The 18,186-nt window shown below is 69.4% G+C and carries 16 protein-coding genes; 4 read left to right on the top strand and 12 right to left on the bottom strand.

Going from position 1 to position 18,186, the window contains the following annotated elements:
* Positions 1-138 precede the first annotated feature (138 nt).
* Together ASC56_RS24400 and ASC56_RS24405 are read right to left on the bottom strand one after the other, a co-directional pair.
* Positions 139-855: a hypothetical protein gene (locus ASC56_RS24400; protein ID WP_055493677.1), complete on the bottom strand. Its 717-nt coding sequence runs from the start codon at positions 853-855 to the stop codon at positions 139-141.
* A 2-nt stretch (positions 856-857) separates the two neighbouring features.
* The gene (locus ASC56_RS24405) at positions 858-1,745 is read right to left on the bottom strand and encodes a helix-turn-helix domain-containing protein (RefSeq protein ID WP_055493678.1); all 888 of its coding nucleotides are present in this window, start codon (positions 1,743-1,745) and stop codon (positions 858-860) included.
* A gap of 845 nt (positions 1,746-2,590) precedes the next feature.
* Between ASC56_RS24405 and ASC56_RS24410 the strand changes: the two genes are divergently transcribed.
* The 4 genes from ASC56_RS24410 to ASC56_RS24425 are packed head-to-tail and all read left to right on the top strand — an operon-like array spanning position 2,591 to position 6,259.
* Positions 2,591-3,061, top strand: a complete 471-nt coding sequence (locus ASC56_RS24410) for an XRE family transcriptional regulator (RefSeq protein WP_234377040.1) — start codon at positions 2,591-2,593, stop codon at positions 3,059-3,061.
* Positions 3,062-3,096: 35 nt separating this feature from the next.
* Complete coding sequence (locus ASC56_RS42115; protein WP_234377041.1) at positions 3,097-3,609, top strand: hypothetical protein; 513 nt, start codon at positions 3,097-3,099, stop codon at positions 3,607-3,609.
* Complete coding sequence (locus tag ASC56_RS24420; RefSeq protein ID WP_055493679.1) at positions 3,606-4,814, top strand: MAB_1171c family putative transporter; 1,209 nt, start codon at positions 3,606-3,608, stop codon at positions 4,812-4,814. Before ASC56_RS42115 ends, ASC56_RS24420 begins: the two co-directional genes overlap by 4 nt.
* A complete protein-coding gene (locus ASC56_RS24425; RefSeq protein ID WP_055493680.1) occupies positions 4,811-6,259 on the top strand; it encodes an amidase family protein in 1,449 nt (482 codons plus the stop codon). Before ASC56_RS24420 ends, ASC56_RS24425 begins: the two co-directional genes overlap by 4 nt.
* Here ASC56_RS24425 and ASC56_RS24430 read toward each other — a convergent pair.
* The 10 genes from ASC56_RS24430 to ASC56_RS24475 form a co-directional block, all read right to left on the bottom strand.
* Complete coding sequence (locus ASC56_RS24430) at positions 6,237-6,755, bottom strand: ATP-binding protein (RefSeq protein WP_055493681.1); 519 nt, start codon at positions 6,753-6,755, stop codon at positions 6,237-6,239. The two genes, ASC56_RS24425 and ASC56_RS24430, sit on opposite strands and share 23 nt — an antisense overlap.
* A 39-nt stretch (positions 6,756-6,794) precedes the next feature.
* Positions 6,795-7,430 carry a M15 family metallopeptidase gene (locus ASC56_RS24435; protein WP_055493856.1) on the bottom strand — a complete coding sequence of 212 codons (636 nt, stop codon included), beginning with the start codon at positions 7,428-7,430 and terminating at the stop codon, positions 6,795-6,797.
* A gap of 75 nt (positions 7,431-7,505) precedes the next feature.
* Positions 7,506-8,705 (bottom strand): bifunctional class I SAM-dependent methyltransferase/NUDIX hydrolase, encoded by a 1,200-nt coding sequence (locus ASC56_RS24440; protein ID WP_055493682.1) that lies wholly within the window; start codon positions 8,703-8,705, stop codon positions 7,506-7,508.
* A 29-nt stretch (positions 8,706-8,734) separates the two neighbouring features.
* A complete protein-coding gene (locus ASC56_RS24445; RefSeq protein WP_055493683.1) occupies positions 8,735-9,562 on the bottom strand; it encodes an NUDIX domain-containing protein in 828 nt (275 codons plus the stop codon).
* Between the two features lie 324 nt (positions 9,563-9,886).
* The gene (locus tag ASC56_RS24450; RefSeq protein WP_055493684.1) at positions 9,887-11,377 is read right to left on the bottom strand and encodes an NUDIX domain-containing protein; all 1,491 of its coding nucleotides are present in this window, start codon (positions 11,375-11,377) and stop codon (positions 9,887-9,889) included.
* Between the two features lie 57 nt (positions 11,378-11,434).
* Positions 11,435-12,574: an NUDIX hydrolase gene (locus ASC56_RS24455; RefSeq protein WP_055493685.1), complete on the bottom strand. Its 1,140-nt coding sequence runs from the start codon at positions 12,572-12,574 to the stop codon at positions 11,435-11,437.
* Between the two features lie 78 nt (positions 12,575-12,652).
* Positions 12,653-13,948 carry a methyltransferase, FxLD system gene (gene fxlM, locus ASC56_RS24460; RefSeq protein WP_234377042.1) on the bottom strand — a complete coding sequence of 432 codons (1,296 nt, stop codon included), beginning with the start codon at positions 13,946-13,948 and terminating at the stop codon, positions 12,653-12,655.
* A gap of 23 nt (positions 13,949-13,971) precedes the next feature.
* Complete coding sequence (locus ASC56_RS24465; RefSeq protein WP_079102683.1) at positions 13,972-15,963, bottom strand: ABC transporter ATP-binding protein; 1,992 nt, start codon at positions 15,961-15,963, stop codon at positions 13,972-13,974.
* Positions 15,960-16,427, bottom strand: a complete 468-nt coding sequence (locus ASC56_RS24470; RefSeq protein ID WP_055493687.1) for an NUDIX domain-containing protein — start codon at positions 16,425-16,427, stop codon at positions 15,960-15,962. The genes ASC56_RS24465 and ASC56_RS24470 overlap by 4 nt, the downstream gene beginning before the upstream one ends.
* Before the next feature lie 473 nt (positions 16,428-16,900).
* On the bottom strand, positions 16,901-18,109 hold the full coding sequence (locus ASC56_RS24475) for a hypothetical protein (protein WP_055493858.1): 1,209 nt from the start codon (positions 18,107-18,109) through the stop codon (positions 16,901-16,903).
* Between the last annotated feature and the right edge of the window lie 77 nt (positions 18,110-18,186).

Below are 18,186 nucleotides of genomic sequence, written 5' to 3' on the forward strand. Positions count from 1 at the left end.
CTGCCGCGTCGGCCGGCTGGGGCGGTGCTGGGCGCGGCGTCGGGTGGCCGCAGCGCGCGGGCGTGCGCCGCAGCCGGGGCGGGACGGTGATAGGGGGTAGCGGTGCATCGGGCGGGATGCACGCGACCGATGCGCCGGTCAGGCCACGGCAGGCTGCTGGACCTGCTCGCTCGGCTGGGCCTGCCGGGCGGCGGCGAGGTCGACGCGGCCGGGGTGCGGGGTGGCGCGCGGGGCGGTCGTGCGTACCCCGTCGTCGGGACCGATCCGGCGGCGACGACACGGCTCACCGGGCTGGGCCAGGCACCACTCGCACTTGACGCTCAGGGCGTCGGGCAGCCCCTGAGCGACGGCGGCCTCGCGGGCTGCGCGAGCGGGCCGATAGGGGGCGAGGGCTGCGCGGGCGGCGGGCGGTATGCAGGAGCCGATCTGCCGCAGCCTCGCCTCCAGCCTTGGGTCGATGCGGTCGCGACCGCTGGTGATGGCTCTGGCCTGGGCGGGCTGCGCGGTGCCGGCGGCGACGGCGCGGCGGGTGCCGACCAGCTCGGCGGTCCAGGCGGCCTGGTCGTCCGGGTCGGCGGACGGCGTGGGATCGGAGTGCCGGGCCAGGCGGTCGCGACGGTAGCTCTCCCAGGGGCGGGCGACGTCCGCGGGCAGGATCTGGTACGGCGAGACTCTGATGTGCTGGCGGGCGGCGACGCGGGCGTCCCAGCCGTGCGGAGTGGCCATCGGCACGTCGCCAAGCAGCTCGTGCCACTGTGCGAGCTGGTCGCGTGCCTCGCCCTGGTTGGTGCGGATGGTGCGGGGGTCGAGTCGGCCGATGTAGGCCAGCAGGGCTGCGATTTCACGGCGGTCCACGACTACTGCTCCGTTCCGGTCGGCTCGTTCAGGGCGGCGAGAAGTGCGGCGGTGTGGGCCTCTGCCCGCGTCATGCCGCCGGGCTGGCCGGGACCCGTGCCGGGCACGGCGTAGAGGTTCGGGCGGCCAGGGGGGTGCTCCCGGGCGACCCAGGAACGCCAGTCGGCAGCCCACGCAGCCGCCGGCCTCGGCTTGAAGCCGGAGCGGTGGGCACGCCACTTCGCGTCGGCCGCCTGCAGGCCCTGCTCGCCCAGACGGTCGAGGTGCCCCTGCTCGCGGGCCCAGGTGTGGGTGGCTGGGTCGACCTGCCACTCGGCAGCTGAGAGGACGGCAGCACCACCACTGCTGTACCTCCGGTTCAAATCCGGTTCACTACGGTTCTGTGTGCCGGTTTCCGGTACATCGCTGTGCCGGTTCCCGGCACAGCGAGGTGCCGGTTTCCGTCCGGACCTGCTGGATTCCGGTACTGCCGGTTTCCGGGCCCTCGCAGGGGATTCCGGCACCTCACGCGGGCGGATGTTGTAGCGCCGCAGGGCCGAGATCCGGAGCGCCGGGGTGGCTTCGGTCCCCTCCGCCGGCGTCTGGTCGGGGTCTTTGTCGTCCACGGTCTCCGCCAGGACCTTGGCGGCGAGGGGGAGGCGGTAGACGGTGCTGCGCTGCGGGCCGGTGAGCTCTTCGAGCTGCTCCAGCTCACCGGCGTCGACCAGACGGTCGATGGCTTCACGGACCGTGGAGACGGAGGCGCGGGTGCGCTTGGCCAGGCTCGACAGGGAGGCCCAGGAAACGCACTGCTCGTCGCCCACCCGGTCGGCGATCGACAGCAGGACCAGACGCGCCGTCCCCCGGCTGCAACTGTGCTCCCACACCCAGTCGCGGGCTTCGCTGCTCATCGGCAGCTCCCGACGAGCGGGCGGGTCCCGCAGCTCGGCGGGGCCATGAACGTGCGGTCCGGCTCGGGGCGCTGAGGCGCCGAGGCGGAGATGGCTGCCGCGCAGGCCAGGCGAAAGGGCCTTTTGCGCAGGGCAGGAGACATGCGATACTCCCCTTTGCAGTGTTGCCACGCTGACGCGCCCCTTGGAAGGACTCAGCGTGGTGATGGTGGGCAATCTCCGCCCTTGCCGGGGCGGGTATGCCGCTTAGCGTTCGGCGTCCGTGAGTTACCGCTCCCGGGCGCCGTCGCTGTTTGTGGACCTTCGCGGTCCGGTCCGTCCTCGTGCTCTCCTCATGTCCGTCGCTGCGGGCGGGCTGCCCGGGGACGACGAACATACGCACGGACCCGTATCAAGATCCAGACTTGGTTCTTAAACTCTGTACTGGTTGCAGAGAGTCATCGGATGATCGTGTGCCGCAAGTGTCCGTACGGCGCGACCTGGGGCGCACCCCCGCGTCGAAGCGCACCGTTGCCGCGGTTGCCTCGAACGCCGAGAGCGTGTCACTGTGTCCGAATTGGAACGGGTGTCTGTTATTCCCTGCAGTGGAAATGCGAGGCGGATGGGGTGTTTCCACTGCCGCCTCCGCGCTTTCCGGTCGAAGATAAAATCCTGCGTGCCAGACGTGACCTATGTCGCTGGCTGTGGCTTGTTCCACTCACCCGGCATACTCCTGCCGGTAGAAACGGACAGGCCGACCTGAAACAGGCGGTAGGCGTCACACGGAAACGTGCTGGTGAGGAAGAACTTTCCATACAGTGGATCAGCTCGTCAACTCACGTTTATCGCGGGGTAGGGTGCTTGAAGTGACGACGAAGTCCACCCAGGAAAGGATCATGAAAGACTCGACCGAAGGCCAGGTGAGCCCCAAGGGGCTCATGGACCGCCTAAACCGCCTGTTCGACACAGTGCACCCGCCCGACCGCGGCCCCTTCAGCAACGCCGAGGTGGCCGAACTCATGGAGAAGCGCGGGCTGGGCAAACTGTCGGCCCAGTACCTCTGGCTCCTGCGGACCGGGCAGCGCGATAACCCGACGAAGCGTCACCTCGAAGCGCTAGCAGGGTTTTTCGGCGTGGACCCCGCATACTGGTTCGACGACGTCGTCGCCGAAAAGACCGTGCAGGAACTTGAGTTGCTCGCACTGCTTCGCGACACGAAGATCAAAAACGTGCTCCTTCGCCTGTCCGACGTTTCCGCAGACGGAAAGGATGCCGTCCTGGGAATCGTCGAGAGCGTACGAAAATCCGAGGGGTTGCCACCCTCAACTGGCTCGTAAAACGGCCGCGTTCAGTAAGTGATCAAGGAAAAGCAATGTGGTCCGCACGTAGGCTGCGCCGGCCTGACCTCTTGGCCGAGCTGCAGCTCCCGCACGTCACCAATATCCGCGACCTCAGCGACGAGGTCTCACGCCGCACGGGACGGAAGGTGGTCCTGGAGGCCCGTGAGCAGGCGCCCTCCGTGTGCGGGGCATGCGCCGTCACGGAGAGTGCCTTCCACGTGTACTACGACCCGCGGACCAGCTCCCTGCACCAGGACCACATCATCGCCCACGAGTTCAGCCACCTGCTGCTCGGCCACCACGAGAACCGCCCGGCGTCCGCGCTCTCCTCAACGATCTTCACCAGCGTGGGCTCGGCCACCGTCGAGATGATGCTGGGCCGTACCAAGTACGACGAGGACGAGGAGCGGGACACCGAACTCCTCGCCTCGTTGATCCAGCGCCGGATCATCGACCGGTGGCTGCGCAGCGACGAGTCCTCCGGAGACGAAGTGCAGGACCGGGTCACGCACACGCTGCTGCGCCGACGGGAGGCCCGGCCGTGAAGGACCTGCTCCACCCGATCAGCCTCGTCGTCGCCACGCTCGGCTTCCTCTGCTTGCTGCGGGACGTGCCGACCCGCCGCCGAGACCCCGCCTTCACCGCGCTGGCCGCCGTCTTCCTGCTGTCAGGGCTGTCGTTCCTGTTCTCCATCACACTGATGTGGCAGTACCTCGACCATGTCCTGGGCGTGGTGAACCTCTCCGTACCCCTGGCGATGGGGTGCGTGGTCGCGCTGCTCGCCTGCCAGCAGATCGTCCTCACCTACTGGGGATCACCCCCCGAAGTTGCCCGCAGGAGGGCACGGGAGTGGCTAGCCGCAGGCTTCGCTGTGATCGCAGGGCTGCTGGTGCTGTTCGCCCTGCTGACGCCGAACGCGCCGCGACCGATCAACTTCACGCTGTACTACGCGCATGATGGCTGGTACGCCGCGTATCTCACCCTGTACGTCACGGCCTACACCATCGGTGAACTGTCCCTAGCCCGTGCCTGCTGGCGCCTGGCCCACCGCAGCACACGCGGGTCCGTCCGTATCGGCCTGCGCATCGTCGCCCTCGGCGCGACCGTCACTCTCGGATACAGCGCCGTGCGCATCGGGAACGTGATCGCCGGTGCCTTCAACGCGTCGCTCGCAGAGTGGGAGGGCTTCGCGTGGACCTGCGGCGATGTCGGCGCCATGCTCACGCTCATCGGCTGGCTAGTGCCCACCATCAACGATCAGGCTCAGAGCCTCCAGTACCGGATCAAGCAATACCGCAGCTACTACGGCCTACGCCCTCTGTGGCTGGCGTTCTACAGCGAGGCGCCCGAGATCGCACTGCCGATCGACCGAGTCGACCCGGCCCAGAGGCGCCGCTTCCGCAGCATCTCGATCCGGCTCTACCGCCGAGCAGTCGAGATCAGAGACGGACGGTTCGTGATCCGTCAGTACCTTGATGCCGCAGTCCGCGAAGCCAGCGAAGCCCGCCACCGGGCGCGAGGGCTTCACGGAGAAGAGCTGTCCGCGGCCGTCACCGCCGACCAGATCCTCGCCGGAATCGCCGCCCGGGCAGCCGGTACCCGCCCGGAGACCGACCAGCTCACCGAGTTCGCCGACTCCGAACGCCAGACCAGCAGGCCCATGGACGACATCGACGCTCTCCTCGACGTCGCGCGCCACCTGCCCCGCCAGCCCGCACGAGCCCCCCACCTTGAGCAGGTCTCTGCATGACGACCGACCTCACCCACCAGCCCGCCCACGTCCAGCTCCAGGCCCTGGATCGCCGCGAGATCTCCAGCCGCGAACTGCTCGACCTCCACCTGGCGCAGATCGACGCCAGCCAGATCAACGCTGTCGTCACCCGCGACGACAGCGCTGCCCGAGCCGTCGCACACGCAGCCGACGAACGCCGCGCCCGCAACGAGAGCACCGGCATCCTCGACGGCCTTCCCCTCACGATCAAGGACAGCTTCGAGACGGCCGGCCTGCGCACCACCAGCGGTGCCGAAGACCTCGCCGATCACGTTCCCGCACACGACGCCGACGCCGTCGCCCGGCTCCGCCACCAAGGCGCCGTCATCATGGGCAAGACCAATACCCCGGCGTACTGCCAAGACCTGCACACCGACAACGTCCTGTTCGGTCCCACGCTTAACCCGCATGACCCCAAGCGCACTACCGGCGGCTCCTCCGGCGGCCCCGCCGCAGCAGTCGCCGCCCGTCTGACCCCCGCCGACCTCGGCAGCGACCTCGCCGGCTCCCTGCGGCTCCCCGCCCACTACTGCGGTGTCTACGGCCTGCGCCCCACGCAGGGACTCATCCCAGCCCGCGGCCACGTCCCTCGCCCGCCGGGGTGGATCACCAGCAGCGACATGGTCACCCCCGGCCCCCTGGCCCGGCACCCCCGAGACCTCGACCTGCTCCTCGCCGCACTGACGACACCGTCACCCGACGAGAACAACCCCTGGAGCGTCACGCTGCCCACGGCGCAACGCGAGATCGGCCAGCTCCGCGTGGCAGTGTGGGCCGACGACGCGAGCTGCTCAGTCGACCGCAACACCGCCGATGCTCTCGCCACCGTCGAACGGACGCTGACCTCCGCCGGCGCGAGTGTCCGCCACACCACGGGGCCGGTCGGCTTCGCTGACTCTCTGCGCCTCTTCGAGCAGCTCCTTTACGCCACCACGACCGCAGCCACCGACGACGACGCCGGCGCCGCCGAACTCGCCGCTGCCCGTGACCTGCACACGGACGATGCGAGCCCTCGAGCCGCCTTCCTCCGCCACCGAACGCAGACACACCGTGTCTGGCTCCGCGCCAACGAGGAGCGCCACCGCCTCCGGCAGACGTGGCACCGGTTCTTCGCCGACGCCCAGCACGACGTCCTCATTACGCCCGCCGCTCCTACGGCGGCGATCCCGGCCGGGAGCCGCTCTCTCGTGGTCGACGGCGTTGAGCGGAGCTTCTTCGACCAGACCGGCTGGGCCAACCTGACCAGCCACGTCGGTCTGCCCAGCCTGGTCATGCCTGCTGCGCGTAGCGCCGATGGCCTCCCGATCGGTGTGCAGCTGGTAGGACCGGCCTATTCGGAGCGGTCCTTGCTCGTGATGGCCGAGCACCTGGCGCCTCTGCTCGGCGCGACGGCCGGGGGCGTCATCGGATCATGGAGCGGATGACCTCTGCGTCGCCGTTGTAGGTGATGACGGCACCTTCATCGTCGGTAGGCGGTTCGAACCGAGCGAAGAAGTCGTCCAAGGCTTCGGAAGTCACGTTCAAGGCATTGGCGTCCTTGCGCTGGTTGCGCGCGGCGAGGCGCCGCAGGAGCTCCTCCCTGGAGGCCGGCAGGTAGACGAGCAGCGGGAGTGCGCCCGCGGCCCGGACTGTCTTCTTCCATTCCTCGCGATCGGAACGACGCCACAGGCCGTGGTCGAGGACGACGGCACGGCCCGCGCGCAGGTGCTCCGTGAGCTGCGCACGTACCGTCTCGACCGCAGGAGCCTCGCGCTCGAAATACCCGTGCTCGGGGTAGTCGACCCCATACCGGCCGTGGAGGCGGTGGACCTCCTCGTCAACGCTGAGGCGGACAAGGCCCGTCGCGGCGAGGGCCTGTGCAAGGTGCGTCTTGCCGGAGCCGGTGATCCCGATGAGCAGGACGGCGGTCGGCTTGCTCACGATGTCGCGCTCCCTCGCGGTACTGCTGATAGCTGCTGCTTACGTGCGGTCGCGTGGTCCGTAGACCGCGGCTGCCTGGCCGGTGTGGAGGGCCCAGTATCGGTCTCCATAGCTGAAATGCCACCACTCCGTTGGATAGTTCACAAAACCGGCGGCTGACATGACGCGGCAGAGCGTGTCGCGATGGGCCCGGGCAGCGCCGCTGATCGAGTTCGCGCGGGTGTAGCAGGCGCCGTCGCTTTCCTCTGGGGAGGCGTTCATCCTCGTCCCCATGTCCACCTCCTGGCCGTCCGAGGCCGCGAGGGTCAGGTCGACGGCCGCGCCGGCGCTGTGCGGCGCGATCTCCGGTGGGGAGACGTAGCGGCTTGCGGCCTCGTGGACGCGGCTGTCGCTCCAGTCGGGGTTTCCGCGACGCAGCTCGGTCGCGTACTCCTCGAAGTACGCCCGCTGGAGCGCCGGAGGCCGGTACCCCTCGACGATGAGCAGGCGGAACTCAGTGGGGAGCAGTCGCTGGGCGTGTTCCAGGCGCTCGATGAGCCCGTGCCGCAGGTGCGCGAAGTGGCCGCCGGGGTGCTGCTTGCGTTGATCGACGAGAAACAGGCCGGACGCCCGTGTGTCGATGAGTTCCTCGCCGCATTCCTGGACAGGGATGGCGGCGACCCGAGGGTCGGACATCAGCACGATCTTCAACTACGTCTCCTTCGACGCTAAAAGAGGAGCGGCGCGACAGGTGTACGTCGGTGTCGGCGGTCAGGCCAGGCCGTCGCCAGGCGTGGCCGCTGGTCCGGATGCGAAATGCGTGAAGTGCGCTGGCGAGTGGTCGATGGCCAGGTCGGGCCGCCATGCGGTGAGGATCTGGGCGCTGCACACGAACAGGCCGTCGGGCAGCTGATCGAGCGGGTGCCAAGCCCAGTCGCCGACGCTTTCGTCCGGCTGCGTGGTCGGCTGCCCCTGCCAGGCGTGGACGAGTGCGCCGACGGTGACCCGCAGGACACCTTCGACGTGGTCGACCAGCGTGCCCAGGAGCTGGACGTCGCCGGTCCGAGCGACCAGACCGGTTTCCTCGCCGAGTTCTCGGATCACCGCGTCCTCGAAGGATTCCCCGGCCTCCACACTCCCACCGGGCAGTTCGAGGGTGCCGCGTCGGTGTCGGCCCAGCAGAATGCCCTGTTCGCTCAGCAGGATCGCTCCGACGCCGACAGCTGCGTGGGCTGCTGGCGCTCGGGTGCTGCGGGGCCGGCTGGAGACTCGCGCCGGCCGGTCGGGAAGGCGCCGGGCGTGGATGAGCTGCTGGATAACCGTGGCGCCCTCGTCGGGGTGAGGCAGCAGGTCGATGGCCTCGACGCGGAAGCCGTACTCGGTGAGCAGGTCCTCCCAAAGCTGCGGTGACAGGACCCACATCTGCGTCGGCAGGGGCGGATCGTCGCGCAGCAGGATCATCTGCTCGCGCGGCGCCACCTCCGTGGACGGGCCGCGGCCGTGCAAGTCGGTGTGGAGGAGCGAGAGGATCAGAGGGGCACCGGGGCGCAGTCCGTCGCGCAGCGCGGGCAGGGAGCGGTGCGGATCGATGAACCCGAGCGTCCCGATCGCGTATGCGGCGTCGAACGGCGCGGTGCCAGCCAGGTACTCGGCCACGTCTCCTTGGACGAACTCCACGCCCTCCACGTTCGTGTGGGCGGAGATGGCGCGTTCGTGCTGGGTCGGGGACAGCTCGATTCCGGTGACGCGGGCTCCGTGCGCCTGGGCGAGATGGACGGCGTGGTGGCCAGCTCCCGAACCGATGTCCAGGACGCGGCGGCCGGTGACGTCACCGAGGACTTCTGCTCCCGGTCCGACCCCTTCCCAAGGCGTCCAGGTGAGCTGGTCGGGGACGGGCGGGGTGTAGGCGCGAGCCAGTTGTCGCTGCCCATACATATGCCAGGCCCGTGTGTTGGTGTCCTCGGCGGCCACGATTGCCTCCTGGGTGGGTGCGCTGGGGATCAGGTGTGCGTGGTGAGGTAGGCGGGGCCTTCGCCACGACGGGCCTGTTCGATGGCGTCGAGGCGGGCGAAGGCGCGCGGCGCCATCAGTCCCTGCCAGGTGGCGAGGTCGTGCACGGCCCACATGTCGTGCTCGGCGGGATCGAGTCGGATCCGACCGAGCTGCTCTGCGGTCAGCCGCCCTCCGTCGAAGATGAGCCCTACCTTGTTCAGCGGCAGGCGGGGCCCGGCGTGCAGGAAGTGCGTGAGGAGAAGCTTCGGCGTATCCAGGCCCAGTTCGAGGCCGGTCTCTTCGACTGCTTCGCGGCGAGCGGTTTGCAGCGGGTCCTCTCCTTGGGCGTCCAGGTTGCCGCCCGGGAACTGCCAGAGGCGCGAGCCGTAGACCGAGCGCAGTTGAACCGGCCGGTCGTGTTCGTCGCGGATGTACAGGCAGCCGTACACCGTGTGGTGGGGGACGGTGTGCGCGTACTGCGCGGGCGTCATCGGCATCGGTCGGCCTGGCCGCGCAGGGCGGTGGTCGAATGCGAAGGCGAGGACGCCGAGGCCCTCCTTGGCTGGCGGGTAGATGCTTCGCAGGTTGGCGAGCAGTTCTCCGGGCGGCCCGTTCGGGTCGATGCGCGCGGGGTCCTCTGAACTGAGCAGATCCTCGAAGGAGGGGTACGGGGTGATCCGCTGCACGATGACGTCGAGCTCGCGGCCGGTGTCGCGGTCGTGGAAGACGACCGTGTCGCCGACGGCAACGGCGCGCTTCCGCGGGGTGGCCACCCTCACTTCGATCGTCTTGCGGCCTGCTTCCACTAGGCGGTAGTACCGAGGGAGCAGGCGCATGTGGTGCTCTTGCCGTTCCTCTCTGGCCGCCGGACTCGGTACGGCTGGGATCGCCTGTTGGGTGTCGTCAGGCACACATGCCTCCGATAGATGCGGTGTGGTTCGTTGCGTTCAGCGGCCCATGGAAGGTGAACGGGGGTTGCTCCGTGACGGAATCTTCAGGGTGGACCATGTCCCGCCCCCTGCTCCGTCGGCCCGTCACACCCGGCTGCTCTCGCGGGCCGCGGAGGTGTCCGACCAGCTGGCGATGTAGCCCACTGCTTGTTTCGGCGAGCTGCCGCACTTCCTCGGGCGGGAGGTCCGGGTGCATGGAAGCGGCCATGTTCACACCCAGCCCGTTTCGGAGTAGGAGCGGTCGGCCCGGATGCCCTCGATGGCGACCCTGGTATAGGGGACGAGGTCCTCGGGGAGGGCGGCCGGATCCCAGAACTTCCACTGGGTGCACTTGTCCGGCTCGCGTAGTTCCGGCTCGCCGCCCCAGGTCCGAGCGCGGAAGAACAGGCCCATGCGGGGCCGGCCCCCGGCCCGGTCGATGTGGTGGACGACGTGGACGAGTTCGACGTCCTGTCGTTCGATGCGCAGACCGGCCTCCTCCCATGCCTCTCTGATCAGGCAGGTAATGGCGCTCTCCTGCTCGCAGTGGCCGGCCAGGACGTGCCAGGTGGAAGGCGCGAAGTTGGAGTCGGGGTGGCGCAGCCCGAGCAGCACCGTCCCGTCAGGCCGTTCCAGGTAGAGGTGAACGCCGATGATGTTGGGAACCGTGCCGTGCGGAGCGGCCGGGCGGCACCCCTCGTGCGATGCGGGCCCGCTCTGCGACGTGGTGCGGGATGCGCCGGCCGGGCGGCTGGTGGCGTGGCGCCGTACGAGGGCGCTGGTGGTGTCTGCGATGCGGAGGCGGTGGAGGTCGTCGGGGGCGAACCAGGCCAGCATCACCCCTTCCGTCAGGTGGAGTTCGCGGGGGTCACCGTTCCAGCGGCCGGCGTAGATGGCGATGGGTACGGTCACGCCGGCGTCGTCGGTTGCTTCCTCGATGCCGAACGGGGTCAGGTCGGCGATGTGGAGGTCGGCTTCCTCGGCCAGTTCGCGCCGCACAGTGTGCTCCAGGGTGGCGTCCTGGGGCTCTCGGCCGCCACCCAGCAGTGACCACATCCCCGGCTCCCAGATCCGGCCGGGGAAGTAGTCGCGCAGGTGGAGCAGGTACTCGCCACGGTCGTTGTAGATCAGGGCCGAGGCGTTGGCGGTCGCCGGTCCGGTTCCGGGCGGGAGCTTGAGCAGCTTTTGGCGCAGGGAGGGGGAGGCCACCCTGTGCGCGGGACGCCATTCGATGCCGCCGACCTCTTCTTCCTGCAGTACCAGCGGCACCTCTGCCGCGGTCTGCAGGCGGAAGAGGAACCGGAGGTCGAAGTGCCGGTGGCCGGGTTCCCCCTTGCCCGGGTGGGCGTCGATGTCGTGTATGTCGATGTCGAACGGGACAGTCTCGTAGCCGGGCCACGGTGCCACGGCCTGGGGCGGGATCCCGGTCTCCTCGTGCAGCTCCCGAAGAGCCGCCCCTGCCAGGGACTCGTCCTCGGGCTCGGTGTGTCCGCCGGGAGCGAGGACTTTGCCGCTCGCCAGGTGCAGCACGTGCAGGACGCGGCCGAGCGGATCGATGACGATCGCGCCGCAGGTGACGTGTCCGGTGAAGGTGGAGCGGCTGGCGATATCGGTGGGACGGTCGAGGGCGCCCAGGAGGCAGGCAAGCTGCGCGAGCTCGTGAGGGTGGCGAGCGAGGTAGGTCTCGACGGTGGTGCGGATGTGGTCGGGTGACAGCGGCATTCGGCTACCTCAGAGGAGCGTGAAGCGGGACAGATGGAGGCGGGGTAGTCGTTCGTGTCAGCTCAGCCGCATCCCCTCAGCAGGGATCTCCTCGATGGCAGCGGGCCGAGCGGCAGGCAGACCCCACCGCTCCCGGGCCGTCTCAGCGGCAAGCAGGGCTTGCCGCGCTCCGGGCGGCCCCCATCCCAGCAGGGCGGCTGCTTGGGCGGGGGAGGCGAGCAGGCGTGCGAAGGGGTGGCCGGTGGCAGGGTCGACGGCCGCCGGCCCGACGGCGGTGACCCGGGCGGCCAAGCGGAGCCGGGCGTTGGGCCCCACCCCGCCGTAGACCTCACCGGTTTCGTCCAGCACCCAGCCCAGTCGCACCGGGTCAGTCAGAGCGAGTTGCGCTTCCTCGGCGGCTTCCCGGCGGAGGGTGTCCTCGGGAGTCGCGTCGGTCTTCTCCACCGTGCCGCCGGGCAGCATCGGCAGCGCGCCTTGCGGGCCGGGGTCGGCCAAGAGGACGACCCGGCCGTCCGGGACGAAGCACCACGCCCAGGCTTGCTGCACGGGGAGCCGTTCGGGGACGGGGTCGCGGTTGAAGGGGCTCTCCCACAGAGGCCGGTAGCGAACGTGCACGTCATGACGGTCCAGCACCGGGACGTCGAGGATGTGCCGGCCATCCGCGAGGTGAGCGGTGGCTGTGTTCCCGAGCCGTGCACGGTAGGCGGCGAGCATGATCTGCCCGTCCACGGGGCGCAGCCGCTGCACCGCGTCCCGGGTCTCCAGGAAGGCGTACTCGGACAGCTCCTCGCGCGGGAGGCGGATGGCCTCCGCCTGGTCAGGAGTGAGCGTTCCGCCATCGAAAACGAACCGGATCTCTCCGGGGAAACGCGTGCTGTGCTGGCTGTCCGGGTGGTGCGGGGAGAGGGAGTGGACGGCGAGCACGCCCGAGAGGGGGAGGCTTGTCAGGCCCAGTTCCTCGGTGATCTCGCGCCGGCAGGCGACGTGCGGGTGTTCGCCGGGTTCGACGACTCCTCCGGGCAGCAGCCACCGGTCGTCCTCGCGGTAGGTGGGGTGAACGAGCAGGACGCGGCCGACTTGGTCAGTGACGAGCGCGGCGGCGCCGACCCACACCGTGTGCCGGGGGACGGCGTGCTGCCCTGCGGACAGGGCGGCACGCGGTGCGACATCATCCGAACCTGAGACGGGAGTGGTCACTTGGCGGTGCCTTCCTTATCGGTGGGGCGGGCATGGGTTCGGCACGGGCCGGGAGCGGTGATCAGGAGGTACGGCCGTTCATCCGGCGCTGCAGCTCCCTCGGCCGGTGAACAGTGCAGCGGGGCCGGGAACGATCGGCCAGTCCACGGTGATGCGGGTGTGCTTCTTGGCAAATACGTGCAGTTCGTGGTCTCTGGTCGGCGGGGCGCAACTGGCAACCGGTCGGGCGGTGATGCGGGGGCAGAGGGCGCCGCGGTGGTTGTGCTGCCAGTGCCGGACCTGCTCGGCCATCTCCTGTGCAGCGAGGTGTCCTCGGGTGCCGTGGCCATGGACAACGAACTCGTACAGGCCCTTGCCGTCGTCTCCGTCGCCGATGCGCTCGGTGGCCAGTCGCGCGAGGGAGTTGCCGCGGACGATCGCGGCGCCGGGCCAGTGCTTGGGCGGCGGGTTCAGGACCCCGTTGTCGCCGTCGGAGTCGGCCGAGAGGCGGCAAAAGCCCGGCAGGGCCCCGGCGAGGTAGAGGGTGAGGGCGTCGAAGGGTTCCTGGCCGCCTACGGTGACGTGGGTGTGCGTCACGGTCGGCTCGCAGGTGAGGGCTGAGGCGAGTTCGTCGACGGGCAACGGGTTGCCGTCTTCCCAGGACAGGTGGACGCCGGTGCCTGGGACGGTGCGGCGATTCCTGTGCCAGGCGCCGTCGCCCTGCATGGCGACAAAGCCGCAGACGATGAGCGGCTCGTCGCTGTGCAAGGCCCCGTCGTGCTTGGTGAAGCTGATGGCCCAGTGGTACCCGTGCAGACGCACCGGCGCGACGAGACGGCCGCCCTCGGCCAGGGCGTCGATCCAGGGTAGATCCCAGGTGTCGACGGTGACCACGATGGCGTCGAATCCGCCGTCTGGCACCACCTCGGCAGGCAGGTGCTCGGCGTCCGCGGTGACCACGCGGATGCGGCCGTATCCGGCCTGGGTCAGGAAGCGGGTGGCCCGGTCGGTGACGGCTGGGTCGATGTCGAGGGTGGTGACGTGGCCAGTCGGGCCGGCGAGTTCGGCGATGAGAGCAGCGTTGTAGCCGCCGGAGCCGATCTCCAAAGCCTGGTGGCCGGGCTGGACGCGGGCGGCTTCGAGCATGTCGGCCTGCAGCCAGGGCGCGGAGATGGAGCTGATGACGGTGCCGTCGTCGCTGTGGCGGGTGGCGATGATCTCGTTGGCGTACGCAGCATGGAGGGGCGTTTCGGGGGCGAAGGCGTGCCGGGGCACGGTGCGCAGGGCGCGGTCGACCGCGGGGGTGCGGATGTGTCCGGCGGCGGCGAGTTCGTCGGCCAGTTGGTGGCGCAGAGCGGTGGCTTCGTCGAGGTCCGTGGTGGGGCGTGTGGTCACGGCGGGCCTTTCGGTCGTGCGGGTCATACCTGGTCCGAGACGGTGGGCGTTGCAGGGTTCGGGATGGTCGCGGTCGGGGCGTACTGGGCGGCCTGGGCGTCGAACATGGCGGCGTACCGACCGCGGGCGGCGATGAGTTCGTCGTGGGTGCCGTGCTCGGCGAGGTGTCCGTTGTTGAGGACGTAGATGTGGTCGGCGTGGCGGACGCCGGACATGCGGTGGGTGACCAGGACGACGGCTCGGTTCGGTGCGGCGAGGCGGCGGATGCGGTCGAAGGCTTCGATTTCGGCTTCGGGGTCGAGGGCGGAAGTCGGTTCGTCGACGATGAGGACGCCGTCTGCCTGTGATGTTGAACTGCGCCAGTGCGTGCGGGCCAGGCCGACTTTCTGCCATTCGCCGCCGGACAGTTCGATGGCGCCGCGGAACATGCGGGCCAGCAGACTGCGCAGGCCGTCGGGGAGTTTGGCGATGACGGGGCCGGCAACGGCGTAGTCGACCGAGGGCTTGAGGTCCTGGTCTGTAGCGGGGTGGTCGGGGCGGCCGAGGCGGATGTTCATCGCGGCGGTCACGGGCCAGCGCTGGAAGTCCTGGGTGAGCAGGGAGACGCGCTCGAAGACCTGGGCGCGGTCGAGACCGGTGAGGTCCGCGTCGCCCCAGCGCAGGGTGCCGGCCTCGGGAAGCAGCATGCCCGAGAGGATCTTCATCAGGGTGCTCTTGCCGGAGCCGTTCTCACCCACCACGGCGGTGACCGATCCCATGGGCAGGGTCAGTGACACGCTGTCCAGGGCGGCGGTGTCCCGGTCAGGGTAGCGGTAGGTGACCTGGTCCAGAACGATTTCCCTGACGCGTTCCGGTACGGGCGCACCGCCAGCGGGCAGCGTCCGCTGGGCGGCCTGGGTGAGGAAGCGGCCGTGGTCGCGGACGTAGAGGCTCTCCTCGTGGAGCTGGTTGATGTTCATGACCAGCGCGCCCAGGCTCGCCGAGCCGGTGCGTACCGCGATGACGGCGGTCCCGGCGACGGCGAGGCTCATGTGCCCGGCCATGATCAGCCAGAACATGGCCCCGTAGGTCGCCGCCATCGCCAGACCGGACAGCGCGGAGGCGACCCACTCGGTCAGGGCCTTGTTGGAGGCGAGGCGTTCCTGTTCGGCCTCGGCGCTCTCGGCCATCTGCTCGTAGCGGCTCAGGAGGAAGTCGCCGACGGCGTGGAGGCGCACTTCCTGGGCGGCGGTGCGTTCGGTGAGCAGGTTGCCGATCAGGCGGCTGGCCCGCACGTGCTCGATCCAGCTCATCACCGACACGTATCGTTCCTGGGCCACGCGCATGGCCCCCCAGCCGCGAGGGGCGGCGATGAGGATCAGCATGGGCAGCAGCACGGGGTGGAGTACGGCGAGGACGCCAGCCGTGGTGATCAGCGAGATGAGGCCGTTCAGCGCGGCGACGCAGGCGCTGATCATGCGGCGGGCCGAACCCGGGCCATGCTGGGCGATGTCCACGAGCCGCCGGAAATCGGGATCGTCGATGGCCTCCAGTTCGACGCTGGCTGCGGCGGCCAGGTACTGCGTGGTCGCGATCCGCTCGACCTTCGGCTCCAGCCGCCCTGCGCGGGAGGTGGACCAGGCGGACAGGGCGGAGTTGATGACGCCGATAGCGGCAGCGGCCAACAGGCCGGGTAACAGGGCGTGCAGCCGCTCGGCAGCGCTGCCGTTGCCGGCGAGCAGAGCGTGCATGACGGCGTTGACGGCGAGCAGGCCGGCGGCTGCGGCGATGCCTTGGCCGATCTCGCTGACCCCGACCGAGAGCAGAGCACGCCGGTCGGCCTGCCACGCCATGCGCAGCGTTGCGCCGACGAGTGTGGGCATGGAGCGCAGCGCGGACATCATGGTCAGGTCCAAGGTCGCGTGCTCGTGCTGGGACCAGCCCATGTCGTAGCGCAGGGGGCCTCCGAACAGCTCGTGTTCGGCGTCGGAGACCTGCGGATCGGCCATCGTGACCGGGCCGAAGAATCTCTTCACCGAGCGCCTCCCGCAGGCCAGTTGATGGCCCGGTAGGACGGGCCGTGGGTGAGCATGTGGAAGATGGTGGCGGTGTAGGGGTGACAGTCCGGCGACGGTCGTTCCATCGGCACCCAGAAGAGCCCTTCGTGCTTGTGTGGCTCGGCGTTGTACGGCTCACCCGTCCACGACTGCGCCACGAACACGGCGGTGATCCGGTCCAGGCCACCGTCGGTGTCGTGGTGGTGGATTAGCCCGCAGAACTCCTGCTGCTCAGCAGTGATAAGGACCCCCACCTCCTCCATGGCCTCGCGTCGCGCAGCATGGTCGAGTGGTTCACCGACTTCCAGGTGACCGCCCACGACAGTGAGCTGTCCCGGTGCGAGGGCGGCGTCCAGTGCGCGGCGTACGCACAGGGCGGCGCCGTTCGTACGGAGCAGGACCTGTGCCACGTCGGCGATCAGCTGGTGAGGCGAGTCGCTCACGGGCGGCCCTCCTGTACCAGGCGTTCTACGGTGTGCCGACCGTTGGTCACGAGGGCACCGCCGTGCCGAAAGCTATGGGTGAGAACGGAGGACGGGAGAGGTGCGGGCTGCGTCATGCCAGGTACCTCGTATCCGGTCGTGACCCGTCGTCGAGCAGAGCTGCGCGACCGGAGGTGAGGCGAAGGCTGGCGCCGCCCGAGGAGGTAGCGGCATTTTCGAACGCAGGATGAACGAGTCCAGGGCGGCGTACGGGATGCATGGGGACTCCTCGGGGCGAGATGCGGACAGGTGATCGGGTAACGGCGGTCCTGCTGTAGCCGTAACGGGTGGAGGAGGGCGAAATCTAGAGCGTGATTTCGAATACCGGGCTCTCTCCTTGTGTGGTCGGGTGGGGCGGGCTGTGATGCAGTGTTCGATCACTCATGTGGGTTGCGGTACCTCCTGCGGGGGATTGCCGGGGGGCGCTTGGTCGGTCATGGCGTGGCGAGGTCCGGGCGGAGGGCGATGGCGTCGCGAAGGAAGCTGCGCTTGGAGTAGAAGGTGGGCTCGGCGGTCCAACCGTGACTGGCGAGGTACTCGCAGAGCCAGCTGTCGATCCGCTTCATCTCGATGAGGATCTCGTCCTGGTGGTGGTCGAGGATGCTGCGTGAGCGGAGGTACTCCAGCTCGCACTGGGAGAGCACCACGTCGGGGGCCGCCAGGAGGGCGCAGCGGTCGAGGAAGATGCCGTAGACGTGTCCGGTGCGCAGCGACTCGCACTGGATGTCGTAGCGGACGCGCTGGAAGGGCGGCATGGCCCGGACCTGGAGGTTCAGGTCTTCGCGCAGGAACGTCTCGAAGCGGTCGGGGGTGATGTCGAGGCCAGGGGTGAGTTCCTCGCGGCGGGCGAAGGCGTCCTCGGTGAACCACTTTCGCTTGAGCACGTGCCCGGCGGTGACGGTGGGGATGAAGGAGGCGTAGCCGATCTCGGGCTCGGGGCCGGTGACGTCGAACAGATGGTTCTCGGTGTGGTGGATCTGGAACTCTTCCCGGTACTCCGGACGGCAGCCTTCCAGCTTGCCGTCGCGAAGTGCCTTGAGCAGTTCCATGGACGCGGACCAGATGTCCGGTGCCGGGTCGAGGGTGTACTTGATCTCCAGCTCAGTGCCGGAGAAGTGCTTGCGGAAGTACCGCAGATGGTTGTTGAGCGCCGTACTCGACTCTGCGTGCGCCGTCAGCACGGGGTCGAACCAGCGCAGTTCCTCGACCGGGCCGTGGCCGACTGGTTCCCGGGTGGTGCGGACGAAGCAGGCGTCCTCGGGGTGGAAGCGGATCTGAGCGTACGCGTGGTAGCCGCCGCCGGGGTGTTCGGCCAGGTAGCACAGCGGCACCAGGCCGGGGGCGGCCTCGGTACCGACCAGGCCGCGCAGGGCGGGGCCGGCGATGGCGTCGGGGAACAGTTCGCCGCCGTCGATCCTGGCCGCCCCGAGCCGGGTGCCGCCGGGCTGCAGCGCTTCGGCCGGGCAGGGCCCCAGCGCGTTCCAGCGGACGATCACGGTGGTGGCCGGCCGGCATACCTCCTGCGGTGGCACCCGTACGAGCACGATCGGCTCGTCTGGTCGCCGTGGCGCGGTGCGGTTGAGGAGGTGGACGCCGCCGAGGACGACCCAGGCTCCCCGGTACGAGGGCTGCTCATCGTGCACGCTGGTCTCCTTCGTGTGAAGCGGGTGCCACGGGTGATCGCCCTGCAGCCCGAAGGGGCCACCGGGTCGGCCGGACA

This window comes from Streptomyces sp. TP-A0356 (assembly GCF_001417775.1).
Lineage (GTDB): Bacteria > Actinomycetota > Actinomycetes > Streptomycetales > Streptomycetaceae > Streptomyces.